At 39.0% G+C, this 12386-nt stretch carries 13 protein-coding genes and 1 pseudogene; 8 read left to right on the plus strand and 6 right to left on the minus strand.

Annotated elements, in window-relative coordinates; all coding sequences use genetic code 11:
• Window positions 1-4: 4 nt before the first annotated feature.
• A complete protein-coding gene (locus NSTC731_RS26655; protein ID WP_445627579.1) occupies window positions 5-457 on the minus strand; it encodes a DUF1392 family protein in 453 nt (150 codons plus the stop codon).
• A gap of 172 nt (window positions 458-629) precedes the next feature.
• On the opposite strand from NSTC731_RS26655, the gene NSTC731_RS26660 reads away from it, so the two are divergent.
• From NSTC731_RS26660 to NSTC731_RS26680, 5 genes and pseudogenes are all read left to right on the plus strand, one after another.
• Window positions 630-1475 carry a phytanoyl-CoA dioxygenase family protein gene (locus NSTC731_RS26660; protein WP_445627580.1) on the plus strand — a complete coding sequence of 282 codons (846 nt, stop codon included), beginning with the start codon at window positions 630-632 and terminating at the stop codon, window positions 1473-1475.
• 58 nt (window positions 1476-1533) lie between these two features.
• Window positions 1534-1857: pseudogene (locus tag NSTC731_RS26665) on the plus strand (hypothetical protein); the annotation flags it as partial.
• Between the two features lie 75 nt (window positions 1858-1932).
• Entirely contained in the window at window positions 1933-2499 is a 567-nt protein-coding gene (locus tag NSTC731_RS26670; RefSeq protein WP_445627581.1) for a hypothetical protein, read from the plus strand.
• 225 nt (window positions 2500-2724) lie between these two features.
• Window positions 2725-2940 (plus strand): hypothetical protein, encoded by a 216-nt coding sequence (locus NSTC731_RS26675; protein ID WP_445627582.1) that lies wholly within the window; start codon window positions 2725-2727, stop codon window positions 2938-2940.
• A gap of 307 nt (window positions 2941-3247) precedes the next feature.
• Window positions 3248-3889 (plus strand): hypothetical protein, encoded by a 642-nt coding sequence (locus NSTC731_RS26680; protein ID WP_445627583.1) that lies wholly within the window; start codon window positions 3248-3250, stop codon window positions 3887-3889.
• Between the two features lie 42 nt (window positions 3890-3931).
• Here the strand turns inward: NSTC731_RS26680 and NSTC731_RS26685 are convergent, their stop codons facing one another.
• On the minus strand, window positions 3932-4336 hold the full coding sequence (locus tag NSTC731_RS26685) for a hypothetical protein (protein WP_445627584.1): 405 nt from the start codon (window positions 4334-4336) through the stop codon (window positions 3932-3934).
• 819 nt (window positions 4337-5155) lie between these two features.
• Between NSTC731_RS26685 and fghA the strand changes: the two genes are divergently transcribed.
• Window positions 5156-6004 (plus strand): S-formylglutathione hydrolase, encoded by an 849-nt coding sequence (gene fghA, locus NSTC731_RS26690; protein WP_445627585.1) that lies wholly within the window; start codon window positions 5156-5158, stop codon window positions 6002-6004.
• A 65-nt stretch (window positions 6005-6069) separates the two neighbouring features.
• On the opposite strand, the gene NSTC731_RS26695 is transcribed toward fghA, so the two are convergent.
• On the minus strand, window positions 6070-7269 hold the full coding sequence (locus tag NSTC731_RS26695) for a WD40 repeat domain-containing protein (protein WP_445627586.1): 1200 nt from the start codon (window positions 7267-7269) through the stop codon (window positions 6070-6072).
• A gap of 13 nt (window positions 7270-7282) precedes the next feature.
• Window positions 7283-7507 carry a hypothetical protein gene (locus NSTC731_RS26700; RefSeq protein ID WP_445627587.1) on the minus strand — a complete coding sequence of 75 codons (225 nt, stop codon included), beginning with the start codon at window positions 7505-7507 and terminating at the stop codon, window positions 7283-7285.
• A gap of 813 nt (window positions 7508-8320) precedes the next feature.
• On the opposite strand from NSTC731_RS26700, the gene NSTC731_RS26705 reads away from it, so the two are divergent.
• Complete coding sequence (locus tag NSTC731_RS26705; RefSeq protein WP_445627588.1) at window positions 8321-9739, plus strand: AAA family ATPase; 1419 nt, start codon at window positions 8321-8323, stop codon at window positions 9737-9739.
• 29 nt (window positions 9740-9768) lie between these two features.
• Window positions 9769-10143 carry a DUF1257 domain-containing protein gene (locus NSTC731_RS26710; protein ID WP_190950851.1) on the plus strand — a complete coding sequence of 125 codons (375 nt, stop codon included), beginning with the start codon at window positions 9769-9771 and terminating at the stop codon, window positions 10141-10143.
• A gap of 65 nt (window positions 10144-10208) precedes the next feature.
• Here the strand turns inward: NSTC731_RS26710 and NSTC731_RS26715 are convergent, their stop codons facing one another.
• Window positions 10209-11003, minus strand: coding sequence for a GUN4 domain-containing protein (locus NSTC731_RS26715; RefSeq protein ID WP_445627589.1), 795 nt, complete (start codon window positions 11001-11003; stop codon window positions 10209-10211).
• A 64-nt stretch (window positions 11004-11067) separates the two neighbouring features.
• Complete coding sequence (locus tag NSTC731_RS26720) at window positions 11068-12366, minus strand: WD40 repeat domain-containing protein (protein ID WP_445627590.1); 1299 nt, start codon at window positions 12364-12366, stop codon at window positions 11068-11070.
• Between the last annotated feature and the right edge of the window lie 20 nt (window positions 12367-12386).

The raw sequence follows: 12386 nt of genomic DNA on the forward strand, positions 1-12386 counted from the left end.
ATCGTCATACACTAACATTGACTAAATCAACATCAGCAAGCCATATTGTTCTACTTTGGGCAGACACTTCTTCTAAAATTGGAGAGCACCACTCTACTCCATAAAGCCAATTATCTTTGAGGCTAAAAATTCCTTGAATAATACGGCGTGTCGGCTGTTCACCGAAATCAACCTCAACTATATCCCCCAATTTAAAGGCTGGAGTAGAAACAGTGGACTTTTCTAGTAGATTTGTTCTATGAAATTCTTGTTCAGCTAAGTAGAGAGTTTCACTCTGGCAAACAATTGCATAAATCCATTGCTGTCTTTCCCACTGAACACCACAGCAGTAGCCTGACAAATCTGAGATTGACAACAAAACTTTTTCTAACATTTTCACTGCTAAGGGAGGCATGGACTGACCCCATTCAGGAGAAATATGCCAACAGGATTCTAAGGCGGTAATTTGGTTAATCATCTGGGAATGTAGTTCTCTTTTTTATACATACACTCACTTGCATCAGTCCGATCCGGAATATAATTCAAAATAAATATAGAAGTGATTGACTGGTATCTGATGTTTATTAGCATCTGTCCCTAATAGAGATGATCCATCCCTAACCTCTAACTATTGAAAAACAAAGAAAAAAATGACTGAATATTTAACTGGTAAAAAAACAAGTATAGAGCAACTGAATGAATGGATTGAATTTTTTCATACTCATGGTTTTATTGTAATTGACAATGTGTTGACACCTGAACAATGTGAGCTTCTAAAGAATGATTTGGATGAAACTCTCAAAAAAATTGAAGGTGAAAATTATCACGAATCAAAAAAAATGATGATGAAGCGAATGTTCGAGCATTCAAAGCAAAATCTAAATCTTTTTGCTTTAGAACCTATAGTTACATTTGCAGAACATTTAATTGGTGGAGCAAATGGAATAAGTTACTCAATACAGGATGGTGTTCCCAACGCTAATATAATTCATGTTATCCACAATAACTCATTTAAGATTCCTCCAAACACTGATGGGTTGGCTAAAAATGCTTGGCATCAAGACGATACACCGCACGTAATTTCCCTTGATGGGGAACCCTTAACCAACATTCGCCTGAATGTTCTAGCATTCACAGTAAATTATTACTTGACAGATGTACTATCTGAAAAAAATGGGCCAACTCAGGTGATTCCAGGATCTCATCTATTTGGGAAATTCTGCAATGGTGATATTTCTGGATATGAAGACCGGGTTTATAACTGCTTGGGAGCAATGGGTTCTGCTGTTTGTTTTAACAATCAGGTATGGCATAGAGGGTCTAGAAATTCGTCCTCTATAACTCGCTACATTACGCAGATTACCTATGCAAAAAGACTGGTTGGGCATAAGTACGAACCCTTTATGAATTATCAAATGCCTAGTCACTGCTATGAAGAAGCAGACCAGAGATTGAAACAACTCTTAGGATTTCTTCCCAACGGTGCTTATGGTTAATCTGATGATTATGAGGCTACTTTTCAAAGTAAAGCTTACCTTAAATTTAGAGATAAAAGGGCAAAAGACGCTAGTTATTGGTTGTAGCTTAGGAGATGATGCCGAAGCTTTAGCTCCGAAGAGGGTTTGAAGTAACCGCCTTTGATTGTCTGATGACAAGCTGCTTCTCTTCTCTACGAGAGGCTGCGCCCTAAGCGTAGCTATGCCGCAGGCTTTACGAGACGCTACGCGAACGCATATACGCCTGGTGTCAGCAGCGATTTCCCGATTCGACCGTTAACTATGTCGTTGCAGATTTGTTAGCAATTCCTCACAATGGGATCAAGCTTTTGACAAAGTTTTTGAATGTCGCAATATTCAAGCTTTGCCCTTGAATGTGCGACTTCTGCTGCTGTTATTAATAGATCAAGCAATTTGCAACTTCTTTTTGAACCCAAGTCATATATAGCTATCACCGATGAAATTATTCAAATACCCAATTAAGCTTGCTTCCTCTTGCTTTGCCATCTGTGTTATCGCTTCTACGGCTGCGGTAATTGCTCAATCCAAATCTCCACAAACCAATTCAGTAATAAAATTAACACCGACTCAACTAAAAGTTTTACGTTCACTAGGCTTAAAAATAGCATTACCAAGTTACGTACCTACAAATTTTCATGCCGACAAGGTAATAGTCTCGGCTGGGCGCGAAAATGTTGACAGTTTGCGTTACTTAATTGTTTACCAAAATTTAAGTGCAGAGAAATGCTTTGCGATTGAGTCAGTATCTGGGGGTATTGGAGACTTACCTGCTGGGTCGCGCAGTTACCCGATAAATTCTCCGATATTTGGAAAAAGCACTTTGGAGCAAGGATTATACGGTAATGCCAAACAACCAACATTGCTATCGCAGTGGTGGGGAGAGCAAAATGGCCCCTTTTACAGATTTGTTGGTACGGGAGTAATGCCAGAATTGTCTAATTGCAGTAACGTTACTCCTCAAGAAGCAGTCAAAGTTTCACAGTCGATTCGATACTCGAATTAATCGATTATGGCTTTGCAGTGATTGGAATGACAGTAGTAAAACGACTAACAATCAAGCAGCATACGAAAATTTACAATAGCTCTCTCGATATTTCTCAGTGCGATGAATTGAGTTATTGGCTGCGGGATTGGGGTAAATTACGATGCGCTCTAGGGTGTTGAAAGCGATCGCACTCTGGCGCAATGCCTCCTAAAGATTGCACTCAGAAATTATTGGGGGAAGCTCATGAACAACCAACCGAATCACGAAAACCTTAGCCCACAAGAAACGCCATGTCCTATCTGCGGCTCACAAAATTTTGTTTGGGGTCGTACCGTTGGAGAATCAGTAAGTCAGTGGGTGTATTTCCGTGCTGATGGGGCTGGGTGGGGGGAAGGCGAAAAGCTACGTGCGCGTAAATGTAGAGATTGTAGCAATGTTCAACTGTTTTCGTATGATTAGCTCATCAGTAGCCACCAGTGAATAAATTGTAGGCAAATACTTGGCATTACCTACCCATCAGAGGAGAAATATTACGCTACATTTTACCTCCTTCCCCAGTCCGAACCCAGTAATCAATTTTGGCGGAGCAGATTAATAGTATAGTTAAGTAGCATTTTGGGCATACTCAAGTACAAAACTATACCTTTTGCAACTTTGATAACATCCTTTAAGTAATAGTTAATTAGATGGTTTATTTTTTGAGAAATTTACGGTAGTTTGTCTTTAGTGAAAGTAAACACTACCTAATATCAAAATCAAATTAATTATGCTTAGATTACGGGCTGTATGGTTCACTCCGGTAGCTGCCGCGCTTTTGAGTTTTGGACTAGGTACAAAAAAAGTAATGGCGCAGATACAATATCCATTTTCAGCTATCTACAATTCAGAAACTACTCTTGAACCGATCGCAGGAAACATTTTAAAAATAACCAATATAGGTGAAAGTGCTAATGCGCCATACGGTCTAACTAGACTTGTAAATATCAGCTATGGCAATCTCGACAATAATACAGGTGTGATTACAATTGAGCCAGATCCAGCAAAGTTTGGGTTAGACGACTTACCACTTGGTAACATTACAATTTTTGGTCAAGGAGAAGATAAACTATTTGGAACCACTAGAGGTACTGCTACCCTTGACTTTCAAAATTTTGTGGGCACGGTTTCTAATACTATAAGTATTACTGGTGGATCGGGTAAATTCGACGGTGCGATTGGCACACTGATCTTGTCCGAAAATCTTACACTCAACCCAGATCCAACTGCTCCTGTAAGAGGTCTACCTCTAATCTCAGGTTCGTTTCAAACATTTCAAACAGTTCCAGAACCGAGGAATACCACGGCGATATTTAGCATCGGCTTGATTGGAGTGGGTTTTCTGCTACGCCGATATAGAACATCGACTTAGAGTTATTGGTTAATCAACATTTAAGCGATCGCCTTGATGTCATCAAGTTAAAAGCTGGACTGGTAATTTTGCATCAATCTCAATCAAAGTAACTTTGGCATTTTCGACTACTGTATTTTCCATTAACGTGTCCTGCATAGCTTCAAATTTAGACTCTGCTTTCCCAACGCGTTCATAATGCAAAATCACATGATAATGCTTTTGTATTGCTTCTCCAGATTCAGAACGCTCTACTGCAAGCCAATCCTTATTTTGACCCTCTTCGGTAATCTGACGATATTTACTCGCTAACTGCTCTAATGCAATAGCTATAGCGTGTTCTCTGGTTTGCCCACAGCAACGAATTTCATCTCTTGGCTGGTCAACAGATGACAACAGTTCACAAACATACTGTCCATTATCGTCAGCCTGTACGTTAATTGTAATTGTTCCGTTGATTGAAGTCATGCTCAAGTTACATTAACACTGTATTATTTTAAACAAATTTAAATTTTAATAGATAAAGGAAATAACCAATCAAATCAAGATGATAGTAAAATTGTTTTGCTATGTAAATATGTTGCTAAGTTAGGGCGATAAATTATTTTAACTGTATAATCATATTCAACTGATAAAATGCCAACTTCAAAATTATTCGTTTTTTGCGTAAAGCATGAGATTTGAGGTGAATAGTATTACATAACGGTATTTACTATGGATAAACTGGGGACAAGACTAAAAGTCTCCTATAGGACTCATATTTGATTTCTGAAAAAAACTCAGTACACTTTTATTCCTTTTTACCTGTTCCCTGTCCCCTGTCTCTACGAGTGATTCAGGAATAAAATCGGATTCCTATATATAATTTACTTCTATCAAAAACTACTCTAGCTTCCGTCTAGGGCAGTTTTATATTGCGTAATAGAAGCCAGATTCACAACTGCACGCAATGATTACAAAATAATATCAGTGTCTATTTGAAGAAAAACCTTGGGTGCGTACCGAGGGTAAATTGTAGAAGTGCTGCAACGCCGTCTACTATTGCTAGTTCTTTATTTACAATTGGCTTGGCAGGAATAATAATCAATTGCAGCAATTTAATCCACTAGAATGGTTGTAGAAAATTAGTTTGGAGTGAATAGTAATGTTGACTAATTTTCTGCCATCACAAGTTAATCAGCTAACAGACCCAAAAGCGATCGCTTTTGTCCAAATGGGATAGGTTCCTCGTAGTTTACGCTAAAATAACCATTCTCCGCAGCCGCTCAGGAAAGCAGAATATAACAAATGGCTAACCTCAACCTGATTTCAGAATATAAAAGCTTTGGTGGCAAACTCGGTTTCTACAGTCATCACTCCTCCACCTGTAACGCCCAAATGCGCTTCAGCATCTATCAACCACCACAAGCAACTCAAAATCCTGTACCGATTCTCTATTTCCTCTCTGGATTAACTTGCACGGAAGAGAATTTTATGGCGAAGGCGGGAGGAGTGCAGCGCTTTGCTGCTGAGTACGGTTTGATATTGGTTGCACCAGATACCAGTCCGCGTAATACTGGCATTGCAGGTGAGGATGATGACTGGGACTTTGGCACTGGTGCAGGTTTTTATGTTGATGCTACAGAAGAACCGTGGCGTCAAAACTACCAGATGTATAGTTATATCGTCCAGGAATTACCTGCTTTAATTACTGCAAATTTCCCCACCCAACCTGATAAACAAGGCATTTTCGGTCATTCGATGGGGGGACATGGGGCACTTGTCTGTGCAATGAGAAACCCAGAACTCTACAAATCAGTATCAGCCTTTGCACCGATTACTGCACCTATGCGTTGTCCTTGGGGTCAAAAGGCTTTTGGTGGTTATCTTGGCAGCAATCAAGAAAATTGGCGTGCTTATGATGCTAGTGAATTAGTCAAGCAAGTAGGTTATCACAGTTCAATTCTTATCGATCAAGGGACTTGCGATAAATTTTTAGCTAAACAATTACTGCCAGAGGTGTTTAAGCAAGTTTGTACAGATGTTAACCAGCCGCTAAACTTGCGTTACCAAGAAGGCTATGACCACAGTTATTATTTCATCGCCAGTTTTATTGAAGATCATATCCGTCACCATGCGATTGCTTTAAAAAACTAGACCGGAAGACAGGAATTCGGATTTGACACTTTTCTTAAGTTTTACATTGTAGTTAAACAATGTAGTTATTTAATTTGCCAAATATGTATAGTGCTATCCTCATTGCTACTAGCAAGGGTTTTACCATCTCGGCTCAGAGCAAGCCCTAAAACAGAACTGGAACCATCTTCAAAGGTATGCAACGGTTTTAAAGTCTCTAAGCTCCACAGTTTAATAGTGCCATCATAATTGCCGCAAATCAGAATTTTTCCATCGGGGCTGATGGCAAGAGATTCAACTGAACTAAAATTATCAGTAAAATCATGCAGCAGTTTTCCAGTTTGAAGATTCCATAATTTCAGGGTACTAATTGCACGATTTCGAGAAACTAGCTGACCAAAACTACCAGTAACAAGCTTTTTGCTATCTGGAGTAATGGCAATAGCATCAACTCCGGTTTTGTGCCCTTTGAGAATATGGCGTGTTTTTTTAGTTTGCAAATCAATCAGCCTAATTGTATTATCATCGCCACCCCCAGCACTTACAAGGGTTTGCATATCAGGGCTAAATGCAACTTTACTCACAAATCCTGAGTGTGCAGCAATAGTATCAAGCAACTTAAGCGTGTGTAAATCCCAAAGCTTGATTGTACGATCGTCACTGCCACTAGCAATCAATTTACCATCTGAACTAATCGCAACGGTTTCTACCGCTTGGGTATGTCCACTATCACTGTTAAGCATAAGGAAAGTACGTAAATCCCAAACCTTCATTGTTGGGGTGCTTATCCCACCTGTTACAATCCTATTGCCATCTGGACTAATCGCAATTGAAGTAATACCATCTGAGTGAGCGTTTAAACTACGCAACAATTTTCCAGTACGTAAATTCCAGACTTTAATTGTATCATCTCTACCTCCACTAATCAGGGTTTGCCCATCTGAACTGATCGCAACTGCTCGAACACCAAAAGTCACTTTTTTATGCCCAGTCAGTGTGTGAACAAGTTGAATCTGTGGTTGGAACTGAGTAATTGTACTCTTGTCCATAGGAAAATTTGAACTAGAAGAATGTACATCAATGACAGTGATGTTTACTGCAATTGCTAAAACTATAATGACTGGTCTGGATTTGAGAAAATTCAATAATTTCATGGTACCCAGGAATGCAATTACATAACATAGTTCCCATTGGATGGGACGCGATCGCTTATAAATAGACGCGGCTTCCACACACCCACGGAGGTCTAGGTGAAAAATTGACTTTTGATTTGTCGCTGCGGTCAAATAATTCGTCTCTCTACAACAAATCAAAGAAGAAAATTATCGCTTGAGCCATTCGCCTCACTCCTTCGGTAATTTGAGACTCATTTAGTTCGGCATATCCCAAAATAAATTCACTTCTTGGGCTAGCTTTTAAATAGTTAGGATATGCTGGCACAATACTTACTCCGCCCTGGGCGGCACGCTGGATGATTTCCCGATCGCAAAGATAGGTGTGTATTTTTACCGAAAACGCGACCAAAGCCGCTAGTTTCTAACTATGGGGATGTAGGGCGCAGGCGATTTTAATCGCCGTTTATCTTACAAACCGTGATTTCGATTTGCAAGGCGAGATGTATAATATATTTAGGAGGTAATAGTAAGTTTTAACTTCAAGATAACGCAGAAATTATGTTGCACCTCCGTTGTCAATGGATAGCTAAAAGTTGGGATAATTTTTGTAATTCTATCTTTAATTCGTTTATCAAACCCCAAACGTCCTGATAAATTTTATACTTCAATTTGGTATTTAATTTATTTTTTGCCATAATTAATACCCAGTATTAAAGACTTATCGCAGATATATTTGGAAATAATCTTCAAATAACCTACTAGCAATCTTTTTGAGATATCTCATCAATATAATTTATCGTGTAATTACGTATGTTGACTGCAATTAAAATTACTTTATATGCAAATGTCAGTTTTAGCGATAGCTTGGTTTTTACCTGACCTCACAAAATCGCGTTGCTCCCCTGCAAGTTATCTAAAATTCTTACTTGATTCTGAAGACTGACTCTTGAATTATGTTTAGAACAAAACACTCTAATATCAAGTTCGGGTGATTACTTATAATAAAATCTATCAATGTAGGTTGGGTTGAACGGCAGTGAAACCCAACATGAACAAGGATCAAATGTTGGGTTTCGTTCCTCAACCCAACCTACAGATATTATTATAAGTGTTTAACCGAACCTGATATAAGATAAATTTTCAGTGAATTTGTACTAGTATTTTTGAAAAAGAATTATAGTATTAAATAAGACAAAAACTACTGAGTAATAAAAGCTTATTTATGATGGCAGGCGCACCTTTTAATGGAAAAGGCGATTCACCTCATAGCCGAGAGAATCAGCAATACGCCTCCTTGGTAGAGCAACTCGATTTGATGATTCGGGCGCGGTATCCTTTAGTGTATGTGATTTCCGTGGAAGAAGAACCTGTGGAAGAAGTGCTGTTCCAAGTTGCATCGCGTTCTGTGCCACAACGACAAATTTTATTTTGGGATATTGTGCGGGGTTGGAGTGACAATGGTGCAGATAAAGGTTCGGTGATGGCTGCATTAGCACGTGTCGGCAAAGCTGACTCCCAAACAGCGGCGATGTTTGTACTGCGAGATTTGCATCCATTTGTGAAAAACCCTACCACGGAGAAGAATGCACCCATTGTTAGGGAGTTGCGAAACTTGACGCGGGAGTTAAAGCGATCGCGTAAAACTATCGTTACTACCAGTCATACTTTAGAACTTCCTGACGAGTTACTGCAAGAGGTAACAGTCGTTGATTTTCCCTTACCTAGCGTCAGTGAAATCGATTATTTAATTCAACAGTTAGTAGTACCAGAGAAATTAAATGTTTCCGGTTTGGCGCGGGAACAGTTAGTCAAAGCTTGCCAAGGTTTAAGCCGCACTCGGATTTCTAGAGTTTTGGCAAAAGCCTTAGCAGCTAAACAGCAGGTAAACGAATCTGACATCGATGGTGTATTGTCAGAAAAAAAGCAAGCAGTTCGCCAAACTGGGATTTTAGAGTTTTTCACACCGCAAGAATCACTCAAACGAATGGGGGGATTAGATCAACTCAAACAATGGGTATTGATGCGCCAAGATGCTTTTACTGAAGAAGCCAGACGCTACGGTATTCCTAATCCTAAGGGAATGTTGCTGGTGGGAATACAGGGAACGGGTAAATCCCTCTCTGCTAAAACCATTGCCCATGAATGGCGTTTACCCCTACTGAGATTAGATTCTGGGCGTTTATTTGGCGGGATTGTTGGTGAAAGTGAAAGCCGCGTCCGCCAAATGATTCAATTAACCGAAGCAATGGCCCCTTGCGTTTTGTGGATTGATGAAATTGACAAAGCCTTTGGCAATATTACCAGCGGCATTGATGGGGATTCAGGAACGTCGCGCCGGGTTTTTGGCAGTTTAATTACTTGGATGCAGGAGAAAACCAGCCCGGTATTTATTGTTGCCACTGCCAATAACGTGCAAATATTACCAGCCGAGTTGTTACGCAAAGGACGATTTGATGAGATTTTCTTTTTAAATTTACCGACACAAGCCGAACGCCAAGAGATTTTTAAAGTGCATTTGCAACGGTTACGTCCCAACCGCCTGCGAGAATTTAATTTAGCTGTGTTAGCCAAACAAACTGCAAACTTCAGCGGTGCGGAAATTGAACAAGTAATTATTGATGCCATACTTCTCGTTTTTTAATCCAAAATCTAAAATCCAAAATTGGTATTATGTCTCATTTCACAACTATTAAAGTTCAAATCAAACGCGGTGAAATTCTTCATGAAGTGTTGCAAGAATTAGGTTATCAAGTGGAGTCTAACACCAATGTACGCGGATATCGAGGCGATACAACTCAAGCCGAGTATGTAATTCGTCAAAAAAACGGTTATGACTTGGGTTTTCGCCGCAGTGGTGAAAATTACGAAATAGTTGCAGATTTTTGGGGAGCAAAAATTAATCAACAACAGTTTGTTAATTCCATCAGCCAAAAATATGCTCATAAAACCTTGATGGCAACAGTCCAAGAACAAGGTTTTAATGTTGAGGACGAAGAAGTATTAGCAGATGGAACAGTCCGGGTTGTTGTAGGGCGTTGGGTGTAATTTCTGTGAGAAACAAGATCCCCGACTTCTTTAAGAAGTCGGGGATCTGAACCTATTTGCAGTTCTTACAAATCTGAACGATAAATTAGCGTAATGTCATAGTATATTCCACCTCTTATTTCTTTACCAATAATCATTGGTAAAGAACCTATAGGTACTGTATTAACAGTAACTTGAGATTTATTTAATACTGATAAAACCCATCCTAATTGCTTGTAAGCATTAAAATAATCATCTCTAATATAGCCAGCATTATCTTTATGAAAACAGGTAATATAATCCCCATCTTGATAAAAATGCCAACCTTTATTTAGTAATATGCTTTTTCGGACACTAAAACCAAAATGATTATTGCTGAACTTGACCCAGAGTTGATCGATGGTTCGCAGATCCGTTTGTGATAGATTATTCACATCAACAATATAGAAATACGGTTGAGATTTTTTCCCTACAGCTTCCTGAATTTTTTCACCAGTTTCTAAGTTAGCTTGCAACCATTCACCAGCTGCTAATAAGTTACGTAAATTGCTGTAGTCTACTCCTGCTTCTGACTGTAAAGGAATATTTTGTAGTAAATTTTGTTTTTCATCTTCTGTAGAAGACTGAAATAGTAAATCGTAAGCCTCCCACTGTAATAGTCCCGTTTCAGTTAAAACTATCTGCTGTAAAATCTCTTGACCTTCTCTACCATATTTGAGAGCATCTGATAAAGCAGCGATTCTAATTTCCTGCGAATTACTATCAAGACGACGCTTAACGCCTTCGATTCCACCTAGTACTAACCCATCCACAGGAGGTGGTGCTTGTCCACCAAGTACAGCATCATATTCTCGTGGGTGATTGGCATTCTCTGACATCATTTTCTTCGACACTAATACCAGTGTTCCCAATTTAGGAAGTGCGATCGCATTTATTTGGTTTATTTTATGGAATTCGCCATACTTGAATTAATTTACCAACGTAACGGAGAATAGTCTGTCCATCTGGACTAATAGTAACCCTTGTGGCATCAGGAAGTTTAGCAAGTAATTCTTGTGTCTGCAAATTCCAGATATTAATATCATCGCCACAACTAACAAAGATTTTTCCATCTGCACTCAAAGTAAAACATCTCAATGGATCGGTATTACTAAATAATTTATGAATTTCTTTACCGGTTCTCAAGTCCCATATTCTGATGAGTTTTGGCATATGATGGTCGCTAGTTATTAAAGTTCTTCCGTTCGGACTAATTGCCAGCAATACACGATTAGAATTATAGTCAAAAGTATCCTCTCCTACCAATGTGTAAATTTCACTTCCAGTTCTAAAATCCCAGATTTTTATAGGTTTATCATAACTAGCGCTTGCGAGGATGTTTGTATCTGCATTAATAGCGACAGAAGTTATACGTTGTAAATGTCCTTTGGTAATGTCAATATTTTGTTTGTTTTCTAAATCCCAGACAATAATATTACCAGCTTCATTACCGCTAGCTAAGATTTTGCCATCAGAACTGAGAGCAATAGCGGTAATAGTATTACGCCTTCGAGTTCCAGAGTCCCACAATGGTTGTCCGCTAATAACATGACTTAATTGCTCAGTATTGATATTCCAAATTTCAGTTCTAATGGTCTTGTCATGTTGATAACCAACTATCGTCAACGTTTGAGCATCGGAACTGAAAGTTAAATGTTCTGGGTATTCCCTCATTCTTGTACCAAAGGTTTTATTGATGGTGCAAAGACTTTTTCCTGTTTTCAAATCCCACTTTTTAAAATCTAGATAAGTCCCACCAACAATACTGCCATCTCTTTGAGGTTCTTCAAAAGAACTACCGCCAGCATCGCAACATACTAGGGTTTTACCATCGGGATGAATGGCGATCGCTGCATCATAATACTTATTAAGCTCAATAGTATAAACACACTCAAAAAAACGATAGGGATTAAATTCTAAGATTGCCTGTTTTACTTTTAATTCTGAAATATTCCGCAATAATTTATATGCTGCTAACTGTACCCTTGTTGATGAGTCTTTTAAAGCCTGAATTACTAAATCCCATCCTTCCTGTCTATAGTTAATGAGTTGCGAAAGTGCTAAAATGCGGTAATTTTCATCATTGCTAGCGAAACTTCTTTTTGCACCTGCCAATCCGCCTAAAACTACACCATCGACTGGTGGAGGATTTTGTCCGCCAAGTACGGCATCATATTCTCTGGGTTGATTAGTATTATCTGGCATCGCTTTTTACCTCTGACTTA

It is taken from the genome of Nostoc sp. DSM 114167 (assembly GCF_052692655.1).

What these genes read in the sequence shown, in the direction of transcription:
- NSTC731_RS26715 (WP_445627589.1), bottom strand. Translation starts at nt 11,003, where the DNA reads ATGATGTCAGAGAATGCCAATCACCCACGAGAATATGATGCTGTACTT.
- NSTC731_RS26675 (WP_445627582.1), top strand. Translation starts at nt 2,725, where the DNA reads ATGAACAACCAACCGAATCACGAAAACCTTAGCCCACAAGAAACGCCA.
- NSTC731_RS26705 (WP_445627588.1), top strand. Translation starts at nt 8,321, where the DNA reads ATGATGGCAGGCGCACCTTTTAATGGAAAAGGCGATTCACCTCATAGC.
- NSTC731_RS26660 (WP_445627580.1), top strand. Translation starts at nt 630, where the DNA reads ATGACTGAATATTTAACTGGTAAAAAAACAAGTATAGAGCAACTGAAT.
- NSTC731_RS26685 (WP_445627584.1), bottom strand. Translation starts at nt 4,336, where the DNA reads ATGACTTCAATCAACGGAACAATTACAATTAACGTACAGGCTGACGAT.
- NSTC731_RS26720 (WP_445627590.1), bottom strand. Translation starts at nt 12,366, where the DNA reads ATGCCAGATAATACTAATCAACCCAGAGAATATGATGCCGTACTTGGC.
- NSTC731_RS26680 (WP_445627583.1), top strand. Translation starts at nt 3,248, where the DNA reads ATGCTTAGATTACGGGCTGTATGGTTCACTCCGGTAGCTGCCGCGCTT.
- NSTC731_RS26710 (WP_190950851.1), top strand. Translation starts at nt 9,769, where the DNA reads ATGTCTCATTTCACAACTATTAAAGTTCAAATCAAACGCGGTGAAATT.
- fghA (WP_445627585.1), top strand. Translation starts at nt 5,156, where the DNA reads ATGGCTAACCTCAACCTGATTTCAGAATATAAAAGCTTTGGTGGCAAA.
- NSTC731_RS26655 (WP_445627579.1), bottom strand. Translation starts at nt 457, where the DNA reads ATGATTAACCAAATTACCGCCTTAGAATCCTGTTGGCATATTTCTCCT.
- NSTC731_RS26670 (WP_445627581.1), top strand. Translation starts at nt 1,933, where the DNA reads ATGAAATTATTCAAATACCCAATTAAGCTTGCTTCCTCTTGCTTTGCC.